Below are 23,551 nucleotides of genomic sequence, written 5' to 3'. Positions count from 1 at the left end.
TAGCCTTCGCTCCCCATCGGCCATGCAACCGCGCTGGCCAGGAGACGGACATGTTCAATGCCCGCCTGGTGGACCGGTCCAGCCAGGGCAGTTCGGGGGAATGCCGACAGGGCGCCTGTCGGGCGAGAAACGTGATAGCACGTCTGATCTCCTGGGTCCCGAATGTCCTGATCCGTTCGATGGCTCCTCTAGTGGTAAGTGGCCCTTCGCTCTTGGTGAGTCGGATCACTCTGCCCGGCTTGAACAAGCATCAATACTCGGGGGCCAGCTGTGGCAGACTGCAGGAGATATGGAGTCTCACAAGAGTTGCCCGGTGATCAGGCCAAAGGAGCTATTTGGGAAGGCGAATGGCTCCGAGACATCCATGATTTGGCAAGAGACGTTGGCGAGGCTCCGCGGGCCTGGCGGTGGCATACTCGATCATGTCCAGGCTGACATCGATGCTGGTGATCTCGGTCTTACTCGCTTATCAAGTGGCAGTGGGTTTGAGCAGGATATAGCTTCGGGAGGTATTATGAGTCGGTTAGGGACCGCTTTGCTCGCCAGCTCTAGAGCTGGCAACGGCTCAGCACGAGGCGCTGAGGAATAGACAGGGAAATAGCCATTCAGAGGACGGTTGCACTCTGTTGTGGTGCGTTCTCTTGCTGGGCTCTTAAAATGTAGAGCAGACCTGTGTAATTATCGCTGAATTTGCTTTTGCAGAGAAGGGAGTTATTTCCTGACAATAGAAGCATCAGTAAGGCGAGGTTGAGAAGATCCACGAATGCATAGATAAGGAGCAAGAATAATTTCTTGGCGTGTAAGAAATCCTGCAGGTGATATCTGTAGATGCTGAAAAAGCCGCAATGCTGCAGTGCTGCCGAGCTCATAGACAGGTTGGGCAACAGTGGTAAGCGAAACGGTTTTGAGGTGAGCCCAGGGAGTATCATCAAAACTTACAAGGGCAATATCATCGGGGATTCGCAGCCCACACTCTTGTAGCACATCAAGCGCTCCCATTGTGATCAAGTTGTTTCCTAAAAAGAGGGCCTCAGGAGGCTTATCTAGAGCGAGCAACTCGCGTGTTTGGACTTGACCCGTGCTTTCCTTGAAAGGACCGCTACGGACTAGGCGGGCTTCATACGGGAGCCCAGCCTCTTCGAGTGCGCGACGATAGCCTTCGAGACGCTCTCGACCTGTAGTTGTTGAGAGAGGCCCTGTGATAATCCCGATACGACGATATCCATTGCTAATTAAATGTAAGACTGCTTCCCGCGCCCCTCGGATATTATCCACTAAAACCGCATCGACCTCTTCATCCTTCACACGGCGATCAACGGCAACTACAGGAATGCGATGCCTGTGAAAGAGGCTTATAGCTGGTTGATGTTCGCGGGTGGGGACCAAGATAGCCCCTGCCACTCTTTCTGCGCAGAGGACTTCGATATATTGCCGTTCCTTATGAGGATCTTCGTCGGAGTTGCATAGTATGACACTGTAGCCGCGTTCATGTGCAACATCTTCTACACCGCGGACCAGGGCAGTAAAGAAGGGATTCTGAATATTTGTAATGAGTAACCCAAGGATTTTTGATCGGTTCCCCCTCAGCACTCTGGCAGCACGGCTAGGCTGGTAATTCAGTTCTTGAGCTGCTGCTCGTACCCGCTCTGCTATCGTGGGATTCACAAAGCGAGTGCCGTTAAACACCCGAGAAACGGTTGAGATGGATACACCAGCACGCTTTGCTACATCCTCAATAGTTGCCATTCTGTTGCCCCTACCTTTGCTTTCGTCGCCCATTTGGAGAAAACCTTTTCTAAGAAAAAGGCTTAATCATCTATGAAAGGAAAAGGTTTTCTGACTTCTGTCTCAGAACTAGTCGCCTCGCAGAGAAAATATATCTCTTCAAAAAGCTTATGTCAAGCCCTTATGAGACTGATCCCCCTTGACAAAGGCACCCGTGTCAGCCTATTCTTTAAGGGAGGATGTGAAAACCTTTTCATATCAATCTATCTATTTTTAGCTATATCTTGGGAAAACCTTTCCCCAAAGGCCTCTAGTAGCCTGGGTGCGTCACAGCTCTCTTACTCACGCTCAGTCTCTGAGGAAAAAGAGGTATAAATATCTAAAAAGGAAAAGACGAATATGTTGCACCCTGGAAAAGTTGGCCTTCTTTCCCTCTTCGCTACAGCGAAACAAAGAGGTCCTGCTTCCTTAGAAAGATGTCGTGTAGGAAGAAGGGCGCCCTATTGGGCGTTGAGTGGACTGGCCGTGATCATCTGTCTGCTCCTGTCGGCCTGCAGCCTGTACACGGTGCGCCCACTGAATGCCACCAGCGGCAACGCGCCTGGCGGAGGCAGCAGCGCCCAGAACTTTGACCCTGAGCGCTATGTCCAACAGATCTGGGACAGCCGTGTCGTCCCGACCGTGGTGCAGCAGGCCCACGACGCCAGTGAGGTTCTGGCCGCGCTCAAAGCCAACCCGCAGGCGGCCCAGCAGCGCTATGGCCATCAAGAAGGGGATGGCCCCTATACCTTCATGGTCAAAGGCATTGGGCGCGTCGTCAGCATCAATACCGCCTCGCGCAATGGCACGCTGGGCCTCGATCTGCCGCCCTACGATGGCAAGGCCGACCTCTTGCTCCAGATCGGGCCGGTCATCCTGGGAACGGCCATCCGTGACGGCGTCGGCTTTCTCCACTTCAGTCAGTTTGTCAACCAGATCCAATATGCCCAGGTGGCCGACGCCCTCAACGCGCGCGCGGTGCAGGTCGCCCAGAGCATCCATCCCACGCAGCTCAAAGGGAAGCTCATCCAGTTCTACGGCGTCTTTGCCCTGACCGATCCTCAGTTCATTCTGGTGGCACCGGTCAAACTCCAGGTGGAGGGTTCCAGCGCATGAAGGGAGCTGACCAGGAACAGGAACAGACCCCCGACATCGTGCTGCGGGCCGAGGGCATGACCAAGATCTACGGCGGCACTGTCGCCCTGGACAACGTGGACTTCAACGTCTATCGCGGCAAAGTCAACGTGCTCATTGGCGAGAACGGGGCGGGCAAATCCACCCTGATGAAAATCATCGCGGGGGCAGAGACCGCCACGCGTGGCCGCCTGCTCTTAGAGGGGCAGCCGGTGCACTTCAAGTCGCCACGTGAGGCGGCGCGGGCCGGCATCGGCATCATCTATCAGGAGCTGAACCTCTTTCCCAATCTGAGCGTGGCCGAAAACATCCTGCTCGACCATGAGGCCACCACCTGGCACGGGCTCCTGGTCGATCGCCGTCGGCAGCAGGAACGCGCTCGCCAGCTCCTGCAGCGGCTGGAGCAGCCCATTGATCCCCAGGCGATCGTAGGGACGCTGCGCCTGGGCCAACAGCAGGTCGTGGAGATTGCCAAGGCGTTGGCGCGCGACGTGCGCATCCTGATCATGGACGAACCGACCTCAGCCCTCACGACCGCGGAAGTCGAGGTCCTCTTTCGCGTCATCCGTGAACTGAAGGCGCAGGGGGTCTCGATCATCTACATCTCGCACAAGCTGGAGGAGCTGCTGCGCATTGGCGACTACGTGACGGTGCTGCGCGACAGCCATCGCATTGCCGAAGCCCCCGTCAGCGCGATCGATGTCAACTGGATTGTCGAGCAGATGATCGGGCGCAGCGTGGGCGAGACCTATCTGCATCAGGAGCACCAGCTTGGGCCGGAGCTGCTGCGCGTGGAAGGGCTGAGCCTGCCCCGTCCAGGTGGGGGACTGGTCCTGGACAACGTCTCATTCCAGGTGCGAGCAGGCGAGATTGTGGCCCTCTATGGACTGCTCGGCGCGGGCCGCACCGAGCTGCTGGAGTGCCTGATGGGCCTGCATCCAGAGGCCACCGGCTCCCTCTGGATCGCGGGGCGACCAGTGCGCGGGCGCACCGTCGGCGAGCGGATCGCAGAGGGGTTGGTCCTGGTGCCCGAGGATCGCCAGCGGGAGGGGCTGGTCCCCACGCTCTCCGTGGCCCAGAACATGGTGTTGGCGAGTCTGCGCCGCTACCTGCGCGGGCCAGCCCTCTCACGCCAGAAGGAGCTGAGGGCGGTGCGCCGCCTGATGCACGACCTGGGGATCAAAGCTCCCTCGCCACAGACGCTGATCGAAGCCCTGAGCGGCGGCAATCAGCAGAAAGTGGTCGTGGCCCGTGGGCTGCTGACGGAGCCGCGCGTCTTGTTGCTGGACGAGCCGACCCGCGGCATCGATATCGGCGCCAAGGCCGATCTGTTCCGCCTGATGAATCAGCTCGCCCGAGAAGGACTGGGCATCCTCTTCGTCTCCTCGGAGCTGCGTGAGGTCATGCGTGTGGCCGATCGCATCCTGGTGCTCGCCCGCGGGCGCCTGACCGGGGAATTTCGCCGGGGAGAAGTCAGCGAAGAGGCTCTGGTCGCAGCGGCCTCGGTGGGTCAGGGGCCTGGAACGACCTCCGAGGAGGAAGCGGGCGAAGCGTGGGCCGCCGGTGGCGCGCTGGCCTTGGGGGCAACGGATACCAGCCGGGCCACCCCGGCCTCGGAAGAACGGCGCGAGCAGCCGCGCCCACGAATCTAGCGAGCAGGAAGAGGGAGAAGCATGCGCAATCCTTCATCGGTAGCCAGCCGCGAGCCAGCGGCTCGCCGCAGCTTCGCGCTGCAGCGCCGGCAGATCCAAACCATCTTGTTCCAGTTGCGCGCCTTCGTGGCGCTCATCATCCTGGTGATCATTTTCTCGATCCTCTCGCCCGACTTTCTGACGCTCAACGACCTGACCATCGTGGCCGAGCATGTCTCGATCAATGCCCTGCTGGCCATCGGGCAATCGTTTGTGATCCTGACGGCGGGGATTGACCTCTCGGTCGGCTCGATTGTGGGACTGACCGCGATGGTGGCCGGCTATTTGATCAGTCAGGGGTTGCCGCTGCCCATGTTTGGGGTCGTGGTCTACTTCAACGTCTGGATCGTGATCCTGGTGGGCTTGCTGGTCGGGATCGTCCTGGGCCTCATCAACGGGCTGGTGATTACGCGCCTGAGTGTGGCCCCCTTTATCGCCACCCTGGGCATGCTCTACGCGGCCCGCGGGCTGGCGCTCCTGACCTCCAACGGGGCAACCTTCCCCGACCTGGGGGGTGATCCGGCCTTGGGCAACACGGGCTTCCCGTTCTTGGGAACAGGCAGCCTGCTGGGGATACCGATGCCGATCTGGCTGATGGTGATCTTTGGGGCCGTGGCCTCCTTTGTGGCAAGCCGCACGCCTTTCGGACGCCAGGTCTATGCCATCGGGGGCAACGAGCGCGCGGCGCAGCTGTCGGGCATTCGCGTCAACCGCGTCAAGCTGCTGGTCTATGTCATCTCGGGGTTCTGCGCAGCTATGACGGGGCTGGTGATTGCCTCGCAGCTGCAGGCGGCCCAGCCGGCCACGGGCGAGAGCTATGAGTTGAATGCCATCGCGGCTGTGGTGCTGGGAGGTACCTCGCTCTTCGGCGGGCGGGGGACCATCCTGGGCAGCATCATCGGCGCGTTTGTGATCGGTGTCCTGAGCGATGGCCTGGTGCTGATCGGAGTCTCCGAGTTCTGGCAGATGGTCATCAAAGGCGCCGTGATTGTGCTGGCGGTCGTCATCGACCAGCTCCAGCAGCGCTGGCAGAAGCGTGCCATTGCGGCCTGAGTCTATCCAGCCCAGCCAGCCAGAGGTGAAGGGGGGAGGGCCGCAGGAGCGCCGGAGCAAAGCAGCGCAGAAAGGAGGAGGAACCCGCAGAAGTGTGAACGTGCGCAGTGCAGCGCGAGAACCGACCCTGGCAGGCGAGGGGTGAGATTCCCTGACCGTGGCCCTGCCAGCCAGGGAGGTCCCAGGGCTCGGATCATAGCGCCCAACCTCGCACGGAGCGCAGCCCAGCGCTCCCCGGGAGACCCAGGGGTGGACTGGCCCCCGGGCGATGCTCTGCAGGCAGGAAGGGGGCCAGCAGTACCCGCGGAACCCGCGGACCAAGGAAAGCAATGAGTGGGCGCTCCGCTCGCTCAGCCAGAGGGCGAGAGCGCCTGCAGACACCTCGCTCAAGCAAAGAAGCGTGCTGAAAGGAAGGGAAAGAACCATGCTGCGACGGATGCTGTCTGTGCTGACCGTGCTGCTGCTGGTCAGCCTGGGACTGGCTGCCTGTGGCAGCGCAGGCCAGTCATCGTCGACCTCATCGAGCGGCTCGGGTGGGAAGAAGTTGATCTTCATTATCACCCCGGCCTACGACAATATTTTCTTCAAGGCGGAGGCAGATGCCGCCAAGGCACGGGCCCAGGCGCTGGGGTACGAGACCGTGGCGGTGACGCACGACGATGATGTCAACAAGCAGAATCAGCTGATCGACACAGCCATCGCCCGCCACGCCGCGGCGATCATCCTCGACAATGCGGGCGCAGATGCCACGGTGGCGGCAGTGCGCAAGGCCAAGAATGCCGGCGTACCGGTCTTCCTGATTGACCGCGAGATCAATGCTACGGGCATAGCCGTAGCGCAGATTGTGTCGAACAACTATCAGGGGGCAACCCTGGGGGCGCAGGAATTCGTCAAGCTGATGGGAGAGGAGGGCAACTATGTGGAGCTGCTCGGGAAACAGTCGGATACGAATGCGGCCATCCGCTCGCGGGGCTATCACGACGTGATCGATCAGTATCCGCGCATGAAGATGGTGGCGCAGCAAAGCGCCAACTGGGATCAGACCGAGGCCTTCCAGAAGATGCAGACCATCTTGCAGGCCCATCCTGACATCAAGGGGGTGATCGCCGGGAACGATACGATGGCGCTAGGAGCCTGGGCGGCGCTGCAGGCAGCCCACAAGACCAATGTGATCGTGGTGGGCTTCGATGGCAGTCCTGACGTGATTGCCTCCATTAAGCAGGGAGGGATCAAAGCGACGGTCTTGCAGCCGGCGGTGCGGATCGCCCAGCTCGCCGTGGACGAGGCCGATAAGTACATCAAGACCGGTTCTACAGGACAACCGGAGAAGCAGTCGATCGACTGCATCCTGGTGACGGCGCAGAACGCCGATCAGTTCGGGGTTTTCGGACCGAAGCAATAGCTCTGGCCGGGGAGTGATCGAGCCAGCCTTCAGAGCTGCGGTTCAAATCCGAGTGGCAGGCTTAGTCAACAGCCTGCCACTCACTTCTGGGAAAGAGAATTTATACTTATGATACATGTAACACAATCTGATAGTTGAAAGCTATATCCTACTCAAAGGAACCGTCTCTTCCAAATAAGAGAGAAAATCGCTTAATATTCTTCCTTGCCTCTTTTGATCCTGGATCAAATTACGCGGAAGCAAGGCTCCTCACCTTTCAGGATACGCAGTACCTTCTCTACTGTGACCTCTCCCATGCGACGAAGCCCCTTCACGGTTTGACCTGCGCTATAGGGTGTCACAATCACCGGTCACAATCACCGTCTGGATTGCCATTCAAAAAGGAGTCAATGAGAATGCGGTAGTATGGTCCTGCGATCTCGCAGCCTCCAATCCTCAGTCAGGAAGGTCAGTCGCGTTGTCATAGCTCCCAGCTCCTCTCTAAACCGCCGATGAGGACTACCAGACCAGAGCGCGATTCAGCGGGGCCTCAAGATCTAGCTGCTGCCTAGCCGCCTTGACCACGGTTTCGTTGATCACCTCGATCTCGGTCTTCCTGCAGCGCGCAAGAGTGCGACGCGCCGGCCCTAAGCAGATTAGCTCCGCAAAAGGCGGAGCTAATCTGCTTCTTCAGAGATGTGACACCTGGCTTGCCAGAAGTTTTTTCTTGAAATAGCTCCACGAGCTTTCATTAGGACCGCTCCATTCCAGCGGAGCGTGTTGATAATGCGGCTGATGGCGCTCGACATAGGAGCGTAATGCAGCTGGGAGGGCGGCGTAGCCCCCTTGTAGTTTGCAACCTCGGCATTGATAGAGCAGCCAGCCAGGGCGATCAGCCATAGCCATCCAGGGCAGCCAGGGCCCGATGCGTGTCCAGGCTATCTCGCATGGCACTGAGGATAGCGTTGCATTCTCAAGGTCATCCTGGCTGACGAAGAACTGAAAAAGCTCTGCTCCCTGGTAGAGATCACTTTGAGAATAGCGCGGGTAGAGAGCGCGTGGCAAAGGAGAAGGGTAGGCCAGTAGCACATCGAGAGCCAGACAGAGCCGTCCTCCTTCCAAAGGCGTGACCTGAAGCGTAAAGGGTCCTTGTGGACCCTCTAGCAGATAGCGTTGATTGACTGGGTCATTCCAGACGGGCACAACTTCAACCTCTTCTCCGGTGAAGGGATTGACCCAGCGTTCGAGGATAGAGCGCTGCTTGGGGTCCTGGTAGACCATCATTTCCCGCGAGAGCTGCTCATATCCCCCTGGGATGGAACGGCAACGACAGATGTTATAACCTTCGATGGCAAAGAGAAAGCGGCTTGGCTCTCCTGGTACCAGGCTATAGACACGGCCGCTCCACCAGCAGACCACCTCTTCCTCGATCAGTGAAGCCCGCGTTTTGACAAAAGCCCGCAGCAATTGTTCAGGCTGCGAGAGATCGATTGAGGATGGCATTCCTGAATCGACTCCTTTCCGTGAAAGGTGAGCTTGAGCAGCCATATGCAGGCAGCTCACTAGCGCACACTCTTGATGGGCAAGACCATGATGGCGCTCAACAGGGCCATGCCTGCTCCTGCGATAAAGAGACTGCTGTAGCCGAGACTGTTGATGAGTAGTCCTCCAAGCAATGGCGACAGAATCAAAGGAATTGACAAAGCCAGGTTAATCAATCCAAGGTCGCGCCCATAATCTGCGGCGCTCGGCAGCACCTGGGTAATCAGAGCCGTGTCGACAGCCAGGTAGGCCCCGTATCCCGCTCCAAGCAGGGCAGCAAAAAGCTGAACACCGTTCCAAGTGGGTAGCACAGCTGGCGTCAGGAGTGCTGACATGACCAAGAGCGCAGCTGCGATCACAATGGGCTTGCGCCGTCCCAGCCGGTCGGAGAGCCAGCCAGCTCCAAAGGAGCAGATCAGAATAAACAGCGTTTCGATGCTCTGCACGGCTAGCGTGCCATCTAATACCTTTTTCCCAGGAAATATCTGTTCATAGTGTATTCCATCTTTGATATAATACTGGATATAAGTTGCAACGGCAAAATATCCTAGGAATAGAAGAAGGCGTGTAATAAAGGCCCAGGAGAAATCAGGATGACGTCGGGGGTCAACCCAGAAACGAGCTAGAAAGGCTTTCAGATGGAATGGAGGGGGAGACTGATCGACGTTCGCCTCCTTACGATAAACAAGCAGGAAGAGCATGATGCTAATGGCCAGCCCGCCGATGAGAGGATAGTAAGCTGCCGGGTAGTCTTTGCGAAAGATGACAGCGATGACGAGGCCTCCCAGCACGGCAGCAAGAGGAATGGCGAGCCCAACGAGGGCAGAGATGAGGCCGCGCTGATTGAGAGGCACACGGTCGGGTATGATCGCCTGAAGCACCGTGAGCAAGGCCCCGCCGAAAAATTGAAGAAGCGACCAGCCTATCACGATAAGCAAGATCGTGGGAGCAAAGCGCAACAAGAGTAAGGCAGTGCATGCACAGAGCATGTGTACAAAGAGCCAGAGGCGGCGCTTGCCAAAGTGCGCCCGAGTGCGGTCGCTGATAGCGCCAGCTAACGGGGTTGACAGCAAGGCAAAGATGGCACCGATTGATTGAACCAGTGCCAGGCTTGTGACATGAGCGGTCGGGTCAAGCAGGTTGACCTGGTAAGGAATAAGAAAGATGATCACAGGAAGCAGAACGCTGTTGCCTGTAAGATTGGCTAGCAAGTAGGTGAGGCCGAAGAGCCAAGAGACTGGGCGCTGCTCTGTGACCTGCCTTCGCTGCATGCCCTGAGCACTTTCTGCCGCTTCGCTCGACACAGATGAGGTTTTGGTGCTATCTGACATGAAAGGGTTTCTCCTCTCTTCAAACAATGAGAAGCATAGGCGCCGGTGAATAGCTTATGCCTGTGTGGGCCCGGTCCCTGGCCGTTTCTGGCCGGACGGGGGAGTCTCTTTGTTATCGCGCAGCGCTTCAAAGGAGACACGCGATGGTCTGAGGTTCGGCCTGGGAATGGGTCCCGAGCTGTGGCGTTCAGGAGACAATGGCTGAGATGGCCGGGGCGGCGGCGTATGTGTGGTAAGGGCATAGACCAGGCGCTTCCCCAGAATCGAGTGGCAGATTGGCAGCGGCAGATGTTTTCCTTGACGGAGCTGCTCGATGTAGTAGGATACCTTCTCAACGTCTTCGCGTGCGCGCTTCAGCTCGTCATGGTCGCGCGCTAACTCCTGACAACGAGCCAATAAATTATTCAGTGAGTGAGCGATCTGCCAGATCATCCCCTGGCTATTGAGTGGGGCGCGCACGCTATAGTTACCCGCTGCTGCCTCACGATGCACTATCAAAATCTGCGATATTTCTGCCTTGAGCTGCTCCTGCTGCTGGAGGAGCATCCGGCTCTGAGCCGAAAGAAGCCGCTCGGCGGCAATCAGTTCTTCAGCATGATCAGCGCGTAAGATTGCCTGCTCGACGCTGCGGGAACCGAGCCAGCTTACGATGGCTGTGATGCAAAGCATAAGAGTGGGGCGAGCCAGCCAGAGCCACATAACTGGGGTTCCTCGGACCTGGATGATCTCCCGCGGGTGTGGTCCAAGCAGCAGATTGTACCAGATAAAAAGGATCTCAACCAATGTGAAAGGGATAATGAGCTTTCTCGGCATAAAGATGCTGCCGATCATGATGGGGTAGATGAAAAAATCATAGGTCGGTAGGAGATCAGAGGCTCCCTTGTCAGCCAGTGCAAAGATGATCACATATGCGATCGAGAGCATCATGGCTCCAATGACGAGCCCGGCAGCTAGCTCACTATGCCCATCGCGGTTGAGACGTCCAACAAGCGCCAGGAAGCCTAAGAAAACAAAGATCTCTACTATACTGAGCAGTCGACGGTTCAGTAAAGCTAACAGAAGATCAAAGAAGGAGAAAAAGGTCAGTATGAAGAGAAAATAGCCGGCTAGTTCGGCCTTGCGCAGCTTCTCTCTGAGGTGGGGGTTAGCGGTGGTTTCCGGTTTGCGAGGAGGGGCAACCAAGTCAAGCCACCAGCCCCAGAAGCCAAGGCGGGGCTCAGGAGTGAGCAGGCGTTCCCTTGCTGCGCTCGCATCGTTGCGAAACATTGCGTCTACTCCTTTGTATCGTATCGGAGATGCTTAGTATGATCGGACAAGATTGGGTAGGCGCCTCATAGGCAAGAATAATGGTCTATGTTCTGAAAGTCAAGAAGAGTTCCATAGTAGAAGAGGCTCATTGTCTCCTCCAGGAGCCTTTTTCAAGGAAGTATCATCGGAGTATCTAGGGAAAGATAACCATGACTCTTTTCCTAGGCTGAGCTTTGAGATTCGCAGTGAAGAGGTCAGCCGCCCCAACGTGAGTGATTCTTTGCATCAAGCGCTTATTCCACTGTTCTGTTCGCCACCCGCTATACAGGCGTTGAACGGATGGACAGGGACAGGTCACGATCTGGGTGCTTCGCTTCGCCAGAGTCGAATCCTTATCCGCAACTCTTTGGGTCATTTGGACCCTGGTACTGTCTAGGTACTACAGCGTTAATGGCGTGCCTGGGGAGCCTCCATTGTCAGGCATCTGACCCTCGATATCGACGGCAAGCAGCTTCATCAATGCGAAGTGACGCTCCTGCATCAAGCACAGGGCAAACCAAGGCTGTGCATGGCCGCCTCGCTCATGGAGGAAGGGGCCATTGCACCGGCCGTGAGGTCCGCGAACGTATTCGCACTCACTCTCCAGGAATTCATCGCCGATCTGTTCTCTCAAGCGCTAGTGAGTGGTCTGCTGGTCGAAGCCATCCAGTAGAAGCAAGCGAGGGATGCCACTGGGCGTAAAAAGAGGAGGCACAATGCCTATTGATTACTATGATGATCCTGCTGCTCTCAAAGCAAACACGATCCTTCCTGCCACATGGGCCATCATCGAAGATGAGGAGGGACAGATTTTCTTGCAGCAACGCCAAGAGGATGGCCTCGGGTCTTTATCCGGGGGAGTGAGGGAGCTGGAAGAAAGCATGACCCAGGCGCTGGTTCAAGCAGACAAAGGAGGGAACGGGTCCTGATGTGCCCCCTGCGTGTCTCGTAGGGGTCTATTCCGATCCCCAGCAGGCGATCAGTTGAGACCACGGGGAAGTTCGACAGCGGTTCTCCCTGGGCTTCGCTTGCCGAAGCATCGAAGGGAGCCTTCGAAGCAGTCCAGAAGCAGGGGACCTCCGCTTCTTCTCTGTGAGCGAAGTAGGCCGTCTCCCTATTATGCATCGTTCCAGTTTGCTCCGGATCAAAGACGACCAACACTCCTGTGGACGTCCTGTCAGTCGGTAAAGCGGTCTGGGTCCAAGCCGTGGCATCGCAACCAGCGCCGGGTTCTGGCGATGGCCAGCGCCTTGGTGGGAAGCGCTTGTCGGAGCGCCTGCGTGACGATGTGATCTGGACCGTAGCGCAGAGTGACCTCTCTGGCGCGCTCCTGGAGGGAGACCCGTGTGCCAAGAGGACTGGTCGTCAGATCGCAAAAGGTCAGTGCATCAGCCACCACCGATCGCTCACGCGGAAAGCGCAAGAGGAGATCCTCCAGGCCCCGCAGGCGCGCTTCAAAGCGTGCCTCTGAATGATGAGCCACCAGGCACGCCAGCCGTTCATATCCCTGCTGACGAAGAAACAGCGCCCCATCCACGGGATGGAACCCTGTGTGCCAGAGAGCGGGAGCATAGCCCACGTCATGCAGATACGCTGCCGCGATCAGATGCCAGGCATCATCTGGAGCGAGGAGAGAACTAATGCGCAGGGCAACACGGGCGACCCCCTGCACGTGAAGCCAACGCGCCCCGAGAGGCGAGAGCAACGCTTCTGCCAAACGAGCGAAAGAAGCCAGGAGGGCCTGATTGGGGAGAGCAAGCGCATCCTTTTCTGACAGAGAGAGCGATTCCGCCATGGAGAGATCCCGCCTTCCTCTCATCTTGCTGACACATCTCTAGCTTACCACAGTCTGGGGCAGAAAAGCGAGCAGCTCAAGGAAGCCGTCTCGATGCGTCCTGCTGAGGGGAAGGAGGTGCTGCGAGCACGGGGCTGGATGGTCTCTCTCTCCGGGAGCTTCTTCTGAATCGATGGCGGTTTCGTTTCATGAGGAGGAGCAGCGCTTCACAGAGTAGAAGGGAAGGAGAACCGGGTCTGGAGAATGGGACCGCATAGGAACAGGAAGATGCCTGGCGCGGAGGAGCCAGAGGCAGCGCTCTGGCTGGCTCGCCCTCGCTGGAATACAGCGGCTCCTGGTGCCTCGATACGTTGACAGGCGGTGGCCCAGGCACGTCCTGCCATCCTGTCTGATGGAGCTTCGCCGTCGACCAGGTGGGAGGCCGATGAGGAGGCGCTCGCAGAAGCGAGGAGCCTCGTTGTGACTGGGACAGCCTCGCGCAGGCGGCTGATGCCGGCGAACCAGTCGAGCAGGCGGCGAGTGGCTGGCCCAGCGGGCTGGAAGACGTCGCTGGCCTCCACCAGCTCGATCCAGCCGCCAGGCCGCGTCACGCGTACCAGTTCCTGGACAACGCCGGGCCAGGCGTGAGCGGGAATGGCGGCCACCAGCAGGCGCTGATGGGTGGAGGTGAACTGGCCATCAGGGAAGGGCAGCCCTTCCAACACGTTAGCGCGCACGAAGACACAGGTGGGCGGCACCGGCTGCGGCAGAGACGCGAGGGAAACGTCGCCCCCCACCACGAGGGCGTGGGGAAAGAGCGCGTGCATCTCGACGGCCCCGATGCCGCTGCCCACCTCCAGGAGAGGGCATGGAGGCGCTGACACCAACGCGGCTCGCTGCCCTTCCTCCCAGACCAGGCCCCCACATGGGGTGAGCAGGAAGAATCTTCCTCGCGCTTCCCGGATAGCTCAGGGCACGGCTCGCTGGGCTGATGCAGCCCGTTCGGCCCGTTGCCTCTCCCAGCGCTGGCGCAGAGCGCGTGTCCAGGCGCGCATCTCTTCCTGCCCTCGTTCCAGATAGCTGGCACGCAGCGCCTCCGGTGGCGGATCGACTGCATAGACCGGCCTGATCCGGTACAGTCCCGGATGATGCCGCTGCACCAGCAGCCGCGTGGCGGGACAGCGGCAGGGCTGCTGGTCATAGAACGCGTCCAGCAGCTCCATCAGCCGCGCGCGCAGCGTTTCCTCCAGGTTCCACTGCGCCTGGGCCAGCTGCAGCTCGGCCAGCGCACGGTAGTAGCCATCGAGCGCGGCAGGGTCGCCGCTCTGGTGTGCCTGCTCCTGGAGCTGGCAGACCTGCTGCCACTGCTGCAGGTAGCGCCGGTGCAGCGCGCGATCGACCACCGTGACCCAGGGATAGGGGGTGCCGTGGTCGAGGTGTCCTTCGCACGACTGCACGGTCGGAAAGCCGAGGAGGTTGAGCAGCACGACCGTCTCAAAGATGCCAGGGTCGATGGGGGTCCCGAGCGCATCTGTCTGCTGAGCGAAGGCGGCACAGGCTTCCTGCCAACTCGCACCGGCCCAGTCCAGCGTAAGAAGAACCGACATCTCAGCCCTCCACCTCGCCAGAGCTGCCACCCATCTTGCAGGTGTCGCCTTCCTTCACCAAACCGGTGCCCAGGCACCGGAAACACGTGACGGTACGGCGTTGCCCCCAGTCATCGAGGAGCTCGACGTGGCCCGTCCCCTGGCACCGGGGACACATGACATCCGCAGTGAAGCCGGTCCCCTGGCAGTTGGGACAGCTGATGCGCTTTCCCATACCGTCTCCTTTCGGGGGAGTAGGGCTGCGATGGCCCGTCCTCCCTTCACCTGCCAGTGTGCAAGGCGTTTCTCGTGAAGCAGTATACTCCAGATTCGACAGCGGGTGCAAGCTGGAGAGGGGGGAGACCTGCCTGGTGACCGGGGAGCCAGTCGGTTCCCGACGGCTCTGTGCGTCCAGACGAGGGGGTTCCTCTTGATCGTGAGGGAGCACAGAGGGCAGGTCGGCCAGGCGGCGGCGACCAGGTTGGTGCGTCGGAGATGCCTCCAGCAGGGCATCTGGGTCACCTCCCTGGGCTGACGGGCTTCCGCTCTGGCTGCCGGGGGAGTGGCGAGGGGCTTCACAGACTGGCGGCAAGGCCAGGCAGAAACGGGCCTGGCAGCGCGTGGCGTCTGGAGGCCCACAGCTGGCTCCATGCGACTGGGGTGAGCCGATCCCTGGTCCTGCTGAGGCCCTGCCCCTGCCAGCAGGAGCAAGGAGCTTCCACCAGTTCAATCCAGCCACCAGGGCGGGTCACGCGCACCCGTTCCCGGACGACGACAGGGAAGGGCAGGCCCTCCGGGATGCTAACGCGGACGAAGACGCAGGTGGGCGGGAGCGCGACGAGCCTGTCATCTCTGGCCAGACAGAGACGGGCAGCCAGCCCGCTGCCTCGGCCCAGCTTCCTCTGGCAGAGACATCCAGGCTGACCACCACCGCTTGACTGGGTTGAAACGCAATAGTACAGTACCTGATACAGCAGGGCTATAAGCGATCGGCTCCCAACGAGTAGGAGAGCCATCCACAGAGAGGAACTTTATGAGAGACCAGCTCGGCAAGCAGGTAGGGCGTTACCGGCTCATCAGGCTGGTAGGCGAGGGCGGTTTTGCTGTCGTTTATCTGGGAGAGCATGTGGTCCTGGGCACGCAGGCGGCAGTGAAGCTGCTTAAGAGCCGTCTGGAGCCCGATGATCTGGCCACCTTTCGCCGTGAGGCTCAGCTGATGGCGCGTCTGTCCTCAAACCACCCCCATATCCTGCCCGTCCTGGATTACGATGATGAGGGAGGGCAGCCATTTCTGGTAATGGAATACGCGTCCGGAGGGACGCTCCGGCAGCGGCATCCGTCAGGGATACGCGTCCCGCTAGAGACAGTGGTGGCCTATGTGCGGCAGGTCGCCTCGGCCTTGCAGTATGCCCATGAGCAGGTGCCGCCAGTGGTGCATCGGGATGTCAAGCCACAGAATATGTTGGTGGGGCGGCAGGGGGAGATCCTGCTCAGCGACTTTGGGATTGCCCTCATCGTGACGCAGTATGTGCATCCGCGTGCGGTGGTGGGGACGGCGGCCTATATGGCGCCGGAGCAGTTTCGAGGAGAAGTGCACCGTGCCAGCGATCAATATGCCCTGGGGGTGGTGGTCTACGAGTGGCTGACCGGGAAGCGTCCGTTCCCCGGGCCGGACTTTGTGGCGTATGGCTACCAGCACGTGCATCAGCCCCCGCCGCCGTTGCGAGAGCAGGTCCCCGAGCTACCGGTGGCAGTCGAGGAGGTAGTGATGCGGGCGCTGGCCAAGGACTGGAGGCAGCGCTATGGGAGTGTGAGAGAGTTCGCACAGGCTCTGGAACAGGCGGCTGAGCTGTCGCCAGCGCGAGCTACCTGGGCGCCTACGCTGACCAACACGCAGCCAGCGTTATCGCGCCGATCTGCAGAGCCGAAGACAGGGACACTGCTGCATGTGCTCCGGGGCCATGCCGGGGAGGTAAAGGCAGTTGTCTGGTCGCCAGACGGGAGGCGCCTGGCCACCGCCGACGAGCATGGGACAGTACGCCTGTGGGATGGTGCGAGCGGCCAGGAACTGGCTGTCCTGCCGGGCAGAAAGCCGCGATGGTCGCCAGATGGAAGACGCCTGGCGACTGCCGGCGACAAGGATGGGACGGCACACCTGTGGGATGGAGCCACTGGCCAGGAACTGGCCATCCTGGCGGATCAGATGGGCGCGGTGCAGGAAGTCGCCTGGTCGGCGGATGGAACCCGTCTGGTCACTAGCAGCGAAGGCTTGCTCGTGCGCCTGTGGAATGGGGCCAGTGGCCAGCAGCTGGCCCTCATTCACGGCAGTAGCCCGAGGTGGTCGCCCGCCGGAAGACGCCTGGCGATCCGTGGCTATCAGCCAGGTACAGTGCTCCTCGTGGACGGGACCTATGGCAGAGAACTGGCTGTTTTGCAGGGCCATCGTGGTATGGTGACAGCGATCGTCTGGTCGCCCGATGGGACACGCCTGGTTACCGTCGGCTTCGAGCGTACAGCGCGCCTGTGGGATGGGAGCAGTGGCCAGGAACTGGCTATCCTGCAGGGGCAGGGCCAGGATTTCAGTAGCCTGAGCCTGGAGGACATATGTTGGTCACCGGACGGGACACGCCTGGTTTCCTGGGGAGAGTTCGGACCCGTGCGTCTCTGGGACGGGAGCAGTGGCCAGGAGCTGGCTATCCTGCTGCGGCCTGATATACCGCTGCGGGAGGTTGTCTGGTCACCCAATGGAGAGCGGCTGATTACCAATGATGAGACGGGAAGAGTAGCTCTCTGGGACGGGAGCAGTGGCCGGGAACTGGCTATCCTGCTGCAGCCAGGTGCGCTGCAGCAAGTCGCCTGGTCGCCTGATGGGAAGCTCCTGGCTACTGGCGACGCAGGCGGAACGGTGCGTCTCTGGGACGGGAGCAGTGGCCAGGAACTGGCTATCCTACGAAACCATAGCGGAGCGGTGTGGGCGATCGCTTGGTCGCCCGATGGCAGATGCCTGGCCTCGGCTGGCGAGGATCGCCTGGTCTGCCTCTGGCGGGTAAAACCGGGCCAGCGTTCGTAGCGTGATCCTCAGCCGCCAAGATCCTGCTCGGTGAGGCGAACACGATCTCCTAACCCGTCTTGCCGACGCCAGCGAGAGAGCCAGGAGAGAAGAGGTAGTTTGTGCTCAGGAACGCAACGAAGCCCTAGCAGCAGGAGCCGCTCCTGCAGCACGTCGATAAAGGCTGACTCCCAGGGGTAGATCACCTTCAGAGCATCCAAGGCGTATCCTTCAGGGGTCACCACACCAGCTGTGAACATACATCCGGGAGTGAAGCATTCTATAAGCTCCTCTCTATAGCGCTGATCGTAAAGCAGGAGTTCGACCTGCTTCCGTTGAACATGAAGAGTGACACGTGCGATCAGTCGACTGGAGTCGACACCATGCGCCCCTGCTGCAGCGCTTTGTGGACCCACGATGGAGACAGTGAGCGTGCTCATCATGACATGGCTCCTTTCGACGCTCTGCTGATCGGAAGCCAGACCGGCGACGGACGCGGGAAGCGAGAACGTCCTCATGTACCAATCTGCAGCCAGCTTACTGTGTCCTTGCATTGCTGTCTATGACCGCGTTCACACGAGCGGAGCAAAATCGCCCACGGATCGCCCATAGAGTCTTTTTTTTACGAGCCTGAGCGATGGCGAACCGTGAGCGTGGGCATGTCAGGGACTGACGGTATACCTCACCGTGCCGAAGCAGGCCTTCCGCGGCCGAGGCAAGAGGGGATCAGCGGGCAGCGAGCCCCTCGACCGGAGGACGCTCCTCCACTCTCAGCGCACCGTCCCAGCGCTCGTTGAGCATGCTCGCTCTAGCGGCATTGCTCGGGCCGGCCAGCGGTGTGCCTGGTCGAGCGAGCGAGCACGCCCCTGGCCCTGTTTGAGCAGCAAGCCGGGGGGCACTGGCGGCTGCAGGTGGCATGGGCCACGCCTTCTCTGGCGGGAGCTGCAGGAGGCCTAGGGAGCCTGGGAGCGGGCAGGCCGACCGGGCCAGGAAGCCTACGAAGTGGAGCTGAACGAGCAGGAAGGGCAGGGCTGGCTGGCGGTCCCCCAAGCGGGGGCGAGCCGGTGCCTGATCTGCCCGGTACTCGAGGGTCCCCTGCTGGGGAGCGCGTCCCGATCAGGGTAAGGAAGCGGACGATGTGGCATCTGGCTGCCGCCGTGCGCGGCAGCCGCCTGGAGCTGGGGACGGGGCTGTCCGGTCCGGGCGGCCAGTGGCGCTCCGCTCAACGGCCTCTAGCCAGCTCTTGCCCACCAAGCGGCTGCACAGGTGACCGTCAGTGGAACCCGCCTCTGTGCCGGGTCCATGACCTCCCCTGAAGATGTCCCTGCCCGGTGAGAGCCAGTCTCGTGCGTCGGAGGCGCCTCTCCCACGGCATCGTGGTGCGCTGCTGGCTCTTCTGCGGCCCTGTGGCCTCTCGTTGAGCAAGAGGCGCGCAGCTGATCCGCTCGTGTCAGGGTGGACCGTTGGGGCCTCGTCGGACAGACCCGGCTCGCTGAGGTCGTGCTCGTCTGAGACGAGGAAGGTCGATCGCTCGTTGGGCTTGCTCAGGTGGCTAGAGCAGCTGAGGAGAAATGCCAACAGGAACAGACGATCGCGATGGGCGAAACCGCAGGCCGTGGCAGGAGATAAGCCGCGCAGCGCGCCTGTGATCTTCCTTGACTGGGTGGCAGTGCACTGGGAGCACACCTGAGAGAGGAGGCGATCAGTCCTGGGTTCGGCTCCCAGTGAGCAAGCTCGTCATCCCGGGGAGGACAGACCATGATGACAACCCACAGACAGGGAGAACGCTCTCGCCACATCCGGCTCCTCGGTGAGGACGGCTTTACCAGCGTCTCCTTGAGTGAGCATGTACCCCTGGGCCCGCGGGCAGCGGTGAAACGGCTCAAGCACCGTCTGAACCCCGATGATCTAGCGGCCTTTCGGCGTGAGGCCCAGCTGCTGACACGCCTGTCATCACCCCATCTCCATATCCTGCACGCCTTGGATAACGACGAGGCGGGACAGCCGTTGCTGGGAGGGGAGACCCGTGGCCGGAGCGGAGGGGTCTCCTGTCTCTGCCAGGCTCATCCTCGGTGAGCAGAGTGCGCTCCCCCTGGCCCTGTTGCTGACACCCCCAGAAGCATCTAGAGAGAAGAGGCAGTTTGTGCTCGGGCAGGCAACCAGCCCACCGGGCTGGAAGGCCAGGAGTCGATGCTGCGTTTCCACCCCCAACAGACTTCTTCTCTCCTGCTGGCTTTGGTGCGACCGACATCGGTCGGGCTGTTTCTCGTCTTCTGGTTTCCATCCCAGATGGGCGGCTTCGCCTCTTCTGACTCCCCGCTCTTTCGCCCTCTCCATCATCTTTCCTCTATTAGTTTCCATCCCAGATGGGCGGCTTCGCCTCTTCTGACGCCAGCCTGCTCTTCAATTGGTCGTACGGAATTCCCGTTTCCATCCCAGATGGGCGGCTTCGCCTCTTCTGACGAGGGAAGATCCGTTTTCGGGTCTCCGAGACATGGATGTTTCCATCCCAGATGGGCGGCTTCGCCTCTTCTGACTCAGCTCAACTTGGCCACAGCGCTGCCGGCAAATAGCGTTTCCATCCCAGATGGGCGGCTTCGCCTCTTCTGACGCTGTCCGCCGGCGCCCCACGTAGCCGTAGAATTGCTCGTTTCCATCCCAGATGGGCGGCTTCGCCTCTTCTGACAAGCTATCTGGACTTCCTAAAGAGTCACACGTGCTAGTTTCCATCCCAGATGGGCGGCTTCGCCTCTTCTGACGGTACCCCTTGTACGATAGCATCTGGAGCCGCGTCAGTCAAGCTGTTTCGATGATCCCAAAAAAGCGGTTAGTAGTGACCGCTGTTGCACGGTCATCATGCCAGCCACTGTGGTCCTCCAGCAGCCTGAAAAGCCTTTCGAGGATCGCTGTGTGCGATCCCGGGTGCCGTGATCCTCGAAGCGACGAGCAGATGATCAGCAAAACAGCATGAGATGCTTGCATCCCCTTCGTGCGCATTTCCGGGGGAATGGCCTCGTGCCTCCCCCTCCGCGCTGGAAGCGGTGCGTCGCTCCCGGCTCCCAGGCCCAACCACGGTACTAGTAGCGACGCGACTCTGAGTGGCGCTAGCTTGGGACTGTCTTGTGACTCGACTCTTGCTCAGCACGGCCCTTGCCGGGCAGACGGCCTTCGACTCTGGGCGCGGGTAGCGCAGCAGGGGAAAGCATCCAGGGAGGAGAGGGTGACAGGCATGGCAGAGTCTATCAGCCAGTGCCCTTGAATCAGTGCAGGCCCAGAGGTCGCACGCGGCCTTGTGGCTCCAGAGCCATCAGGGAAGCGAGGGAAGGGAAGCAGAGACGAGCCTGGACGGGATCACACTGAGCTGGTGGAGAGGGAGAGAGGCGCAGTGCTCTCTCTCCAACACCATCAGGTGAGCTGGTGGCCCAGCCAGGCTGTGGGCGGTGACCAGAGGGCACAGCAGTCGTCAGCTTGCATCTCGGCAACCGCCTGGAGCCTGGAGTGTCAGGCGGATCAGTCAGCGCATCCTCGCTCGCCAGCCTCATTCTGCCGATGAAGGGGCGGATCAGCTCCAGCAAGACAAAGTACTCCTTGAAGGCAGGGTCATGGCTTTCGGTCTCCATCGACCATGCACGCGCACTTGCCCGGAGACGGACAGACCTGCAGAAAGCCCGCCTGGGGACCAGCCGGGGTAGCACTGGGGAATGCCGACATGGCCTCCGTTGGGGGAGAAATGCTGACCAGCACGTCTGAGAGCCTGCGTCCCGAGTGCACTGATCCGTTCGAGGGTTCCACTGGTGGCGAGCGGCTTTTCTCCCTCGGTGAGGCGGATCACTCCGCCAGACTTGAGCAGATATCGACACTCCGAGAGCCGCAGCGGCCAAGCTGCCGGGAGCAGGAAGCTGCAGAGCAATCGACTACTGAGCAGCTCGAACGACCCATCGGCGGGGGCCAGTGGCAGCAGAACGTCCGTCACCTGGAAGTGAGCGTTCTCCATCTCCAGACCGCGGGAGCAGGTCTGCTCCCGCGTCTGTGCGATCATCTGCGGGCTGAGGTCCACGCCGGGGATCTGCACCTGGGATAGGCAAAGGCCAATTCCAGCACCCAGCCGCCAGGGCCACAGGCCAAGTCGAGGCACGCGCCGCCCTCCGGCGGCGCTCCTTCTTCCGGGAATTCGGTCACCAGGCTCCTATGCTTGCGGTGAGCAAACGGTCCTGTTGCATTGCGTCCAGCTCAGCCACTTGCTCGGGATCGATGGGATAGATACTTTCAGGTGCCTCTGGATGGAATGCATCGCTTGGCATCATGGTACACCCTCTCCCTGCTGCTGTTGTAAGTTGCGAGTGGTGAGTATCCAGGATCGTCTGTCCGCTTTGTCCAGGAAAGAGCGGCAGACGCTCTTGGTTCTCTCTGGAGCAGCGCAGCCTCGCTGCGATCCGGCAAGCAGGATTGCCGCTCTCTGCCGCTCCAGGCCAGCCACGCTCCATGGATCACTGCTGCTTGAGGCTGGCGACAGCGGCGGGCGCTGGCAGACCAGGGGACCGCTGCTGCCAGGCCAGGACCGCTGAGCGGGCCCTCACTCCTTGGGGGCACGCAGGCAATCGACCAGTATCCAGATGCTTCCGATCAGGGAGGTGATGAAGCCAACGAGACCCACCCAGCCACCGCCGAGGTCCTCCTCCGGCTGAACGGCTTGCAGTGCGATGGCCACAGGGCCGCAAAGGAGCAGCCCCGTAAGCGAAACCGCCAGCTGAGCAATGCCAGCCCCCGCGAGCATGCGTCTCGCACGCTGGATAAACACGGCCAGATTGAGTAACAACAAGGCCATTACCAGGAGGATGTAGAGCACAGCCCAACCTGTAAGCAGGCCCATTGCATCCAGGTTCAACGGACCCACGTCGGTCGTCGTGGTCACCGTGCCGTCAGGGGAAGTGGACGTGACGGCTATCCAAGGTAGCAAAAGGCTGATGAAGGCCAGGATACTTCCCAAGAGGGCAATGCCGCTGCCAATGCGTCCTCTCATCGGGTCAAGGGACGGCTGCTGGGTCGCAGGCTGGGTCAGCGCCACCCCCGGCGAAGCGGCCAGCTGCTGCGCTGGCCCCACATCAGCCATCGGTGTGCCACTTTCCCCAGCTCGCATGGTGGCGCTCATGGCCGGCAGCCTCTCGACCGTTGCGGCTCCGGCCTCGCCTTCTCTGGGCTCCGCCTCTGTGGGGGGGCCTTTGTCAGCAATGATCACGCCACAGATCGGACACATGGGCAGGGGGTCCGGGATCTCCCGCCCGCACTGGCAACACTGCATTAGGCTTTGACCTCCTCTGTTTGCTTTGGCCAGCGCAAGAGGTTGCTTGCGGATGGCGCCGGGCCAACGCGCTCATCCACCTGCGGGAGCTGCGCGGTGCCTGTTGGGTTTCCAGGCCGCGGCTCTCTCGTTCCTGCAGACCTCCTGGCGAGCGTAGCAGGTTCTTTCTCTCTAGAGAACGCGAGCCAGCCGCTCTTTTGACCAGCAGACTGGTTTGCATCTCTGGCCTGCTGTCTCCTTGGAGGAGATATTCTTTGCAGAAGTAGGCAAAGGCTACTTCCAGGGCCCAGCCTCCTGGATCACAGGCCTGGTCTAGCGCCCGTCCTCCTCTGGCAGCAGCAGCCCCCAGGACACTCCGGCAAGAGACCTCCCATGCCTCTGGTCAACAGCTGGTCCTGATGCATCAGGTGTGCCAGCCCGCCTGCGTGCTCCGGATCAATGATGGCGGTGTTCCGGTGGAGCGTGGGGCTCTCGTTGGGGGCCTCAGCAATCCGTGTGTAGGTATGCTCTCCTCTTTCCAGAGCAGCTCGCAAGGAGCACGATCTCCCTTGTCAGGAGGCAGGATACCAGCGGGCCGCACCTGCTTCAGGCGCTCTCATTGGGCCTGTCAGGTAACAAAAGACTCCTGCAGCGAAAGGAGCCTGCGCCTCTTCCTTCACC

At 60.4% G+C, this 23,551-nt stretch carries 18 protein-coding genes and 1 CRISPR repeat array; of the genes, 7 read left to right on the top strand and 11 right to left on the bottom strand.

Annotation, left to right across the window (positions count from 1 at the left end; all coding sequences use genetic code 11):
- Positions 1-711: 711 nt before the first annotated feature.
- Positions 712-1,746 carry a LacI family DNA-binding transcriptional regulator gene (locus AC6H1L_RS02095; protein ID WP_497599900.1) on the bottom strand — a complete coding sequence of 345 codons (1,035 nt, stop codon included), beginning with the start codon at positions 1,744-1,746 and terminating at the stop codon, positions 712-714.
- A gap of 489 nt (positions 1,747-2,235) precedes the next feature.
- Between AC6H1L_RS02095 and AC6H1L_RS02090 the strand changes: the two genes are divergently transcribed.
- From AC6H1L_RS02090 to AC6H1L_RS02075, 4 genes are all read left to right on the top strand, one after another.
- Positions 2,236-2,880: a DUF2291 family protein gene (locus AC6H1L_RS02090; RefSeq protein ID WP_497599899.1), complete on the top strand. Its 645-nt coding sequence runs from the start codon at positions 2,236-2,238 to the stop codon at positions 2,878-2,880.
- Complete coding sequence (locus AC6H1L_RS02085; RefSeq protein ID WP_497599898.1) at positions 2,877-4,550, top strand: sugar ABC transporter ATP-binding protein; 1,674 nt, start codon at positions 2,877-2,879, stop codon at positions 4,548-4,550. The genes AC6H1L_RS02090 and AC6H1L_RS02085 overlap by 4 nt, the downstream gene beginning before the upstream one ends.
- A 21-nt stretch (positions 4,551-4,571) precedes the next feature.
- Positions 4,572-5,642, top strand: a complete 1,071-nt coding sequence (locus AC6H1L_RS02080) for an ABC transporter permease (RefSeq protein WP_497599897.1) — start codon at positions 4,572-4,574, stop codon at positions 5,640-5,642.
- A gap of 424 nt (positions 5,643-6,066) precedes the next feature.
- A complete protein-coding gene (locus AC6H1L_RS02075; RefSeq protein WP_497599896.1) occupies positions 6,067-7,044 on the top strand; it encodes a D-ribose ABC transporter substrate-binding protein in 978 nt (325 codons plus the stop codon).
- Positions 7,045-7,713: 669 nt separating this feature from the next.
- Here AC6H1L_RS02075 and AC6H1L_RS02070 read toward each other — a convergent pair.
- From AC6H1L_RS02070 to AC6H1L_RS02060, 3 genes are read right to left on the bottom strand one after another with little or no spacing between them, the layout of a single operon-like run.
- Positions 7,714-8,526, bottom strand: a complete 813-nt coding sequence (locus tag AC6H1L_RS02070) for a DUF1838 family protein (protein ID WP_497599895.1) — start codon at positions 8,524-8,526, stop codon at positions 7,714-7,716.
- A 59-nt stretch (positions 8,527-8,585) separates the two neighbouring features.
- A complete protein-coding gene (locus tag AC6H1L_RS02065) occupies positions 8,586-9,896 on the bottom strand; it encodes an MFS transporter (protein WP_497599894.1) in 1,311 nt (436 codons plus the stop codon).
- Positions 9,897-9,950: 54 nt separating this feature from the next.
- Positions 9,951-11,162, bottom strand: a complete 1,212-nt coding sequence (locus tag AC6H1L_RS02060) for a methyl-accepting chemotaxis protein (protein WP_497599893.1) — start codon at positions 11,160-11,162, stop codon at positions 9,951-9,953.
- Positions 11,163-11,899: 737 nt separating this feature from the next.
- Between AC6H1L_RS02060 and AC6H1L_RS02055 the strand changes: the two genes are divergently transcribed.
- Positions 11,900-12,112: a hypothetical protein gene (locus tag AC6H1L_RS02055; RefSeq protein WP_497599892.1), complete on the top strand. Its 213-nt coding sequence runs from the start codon at positions 11,900-11,902 to the stop codon at positions 12,110-12,112.
- A gap of 248 nt (positions 12,113-12,360) precedes the next feature.
- On the opposite strand, the gene AC6H1L_RS02050 is transcribed toward AC6H1L_RS02055, so the two are convergent.
- The 3 genes from AC6H1L_RS02050 to AC6H1L_RS02040 form a co-directional block, all read right to left on the bottom strand.
- Positions 12,361-12,978, bottom strand: a complete 618-nt coding sequence (locus tag AC6H1L_RS02050) for an HD domain-containing protein (RefSeq protein WP_497599891.1) — start codon at positions 12,976-12,978, stop codon at positions 12,361-12,363.
- Positions 12,979-13,184: 206 nt separating this feature from the next.
- Positions 13,185-13,841, bottom strand: coding sequence for a class I SAM-dependent methyltransferase (locus AC6H1L_RS02045; RefSeq protein WP_497599890.1), 657 nt, complete (start codon positions 13,839-13,841; stop codon positions 13,185-13,187).
- Positions 13,842-13,925: 84 nt separating this feature from the next.
- Positions 13,926-14,564, bottom strand: a complete 639-nt coding sequence (locus AC6H1L_RS02040) for a hypothetical protein (protein WP_497599889.1) — start codon at positions 14,562-14,564, stop codon at positions 13,926-13,928.
- Positions 14,565-15,576: 1,012 nt separating this feature from the next.
- Here AC6H1L_RS02040 and AC6H1L_RS02035 point away from each other — a divergent pair.
- A complete protein-coding gene (locus AC6H1L_RS02035) occupies positions 15,577-17,613 on the top strand; it encodes a protein kinase domain-containing protein (RefSeq protein WP_497599888.1) in 2,037 nt (678 codons plus the stop codon).
- A gap of 8 nt (positions 17,614-17,621) precedes the next feature.
- Here AC6H1L_RS02035 and AC6H1L_RS02030 read toward each other — a convergent pair whose 3' ends face one another.
- Entirely contained in the window at positions 17,622-18,035 is a 414-nt protein-coding gene (locus AC6H1L_RS02030; RefSeq protein ID WP_497599887.1) for a hypothetical protein, read from the bottom strand.
- Between the two features lie 1,315 nt (positions 18,036-19,350).
- Between AC6H1L_RS02030 and AC6H1L_RS02025 the strand changes: the two genes are divergently transcribed.
- Positions 19,351-19,668, top strand: coding sequence for a hypothetical protein (locus AC6H1L_RS02025; RefSeq protein ID WP_497599886.1), 318 nt, complete (start codon positions 19,351-19,353; stop codon positions 19,666-19,668).
- Between the two features lie 200 nt (positions 19,669-19,868).
- A CRISPR array of direct repeats spans positions 19,869-20,351; the repeat unit is 37 nt; unit sequence GTTTCCATCCCAGATGGGCGGCTTCGCCTCTTCTGAC.
- Between the two features lie 803 nt (positions 20,352-21,154).
- Here AC6H1L_RS02025 and AC6H1L_RS02020 read toward each other — a convergent pair.
- The 3 genes from AC6H1L_RS02020 to AC6H1L_RS02010 all read right to left on the bottom strand — a co-directional run bounded on the left by AC6H1L_RS02020 (position 21,155) and on the right by AC6H1L_RS02010 (position 22,741).
- Complete coding sequence (locus AC6H1L_RS02020; RefSeq protein WP_497599885.1) at positions 21,155-21,631, bottom strand: class I SAM-dependent methyltransferase; 477 nt, start codon at positions 21,629-21,631, stop codon at positions 21,155-21,157.
- Positions 21,632-21,767: 136 nt separating this feature from the next.
- The gene (locus AC6H1L_RS02015) at positions 21,768-21,896 is read right to left on the bottom strand and encodes a hypothetical protein (RefSeq protein WP_497599884.1); all 129 of its coding nucleotides are present in this window, start codon (positions 21,894-21,896) and stop codon (positions 21,768-21,770) included.
- Positions 21,897-22,165: 269 nt separating this feature from the next.
- Positions 22,166-22,741 carry a hypothetical protein gene (locus AC6H1L_RS02010; protein WP_497599883.1) on the bottom strand — a complete coding sequence of 192 codons (576 nt, stop codon included), beginning with the start codon at positions 22,739-22,741 and terminating at the stop codon, positions 22,166-22,168.
- Positions 22,742-23,551: the final 810 nt, after the last annotated feature.

Source organism: Thermogemmatispora argillosa (genome assembly GCF_059696725.1).
This window is presented reverse-complemented; position numbering and strand designations above follow the sequence as displayed.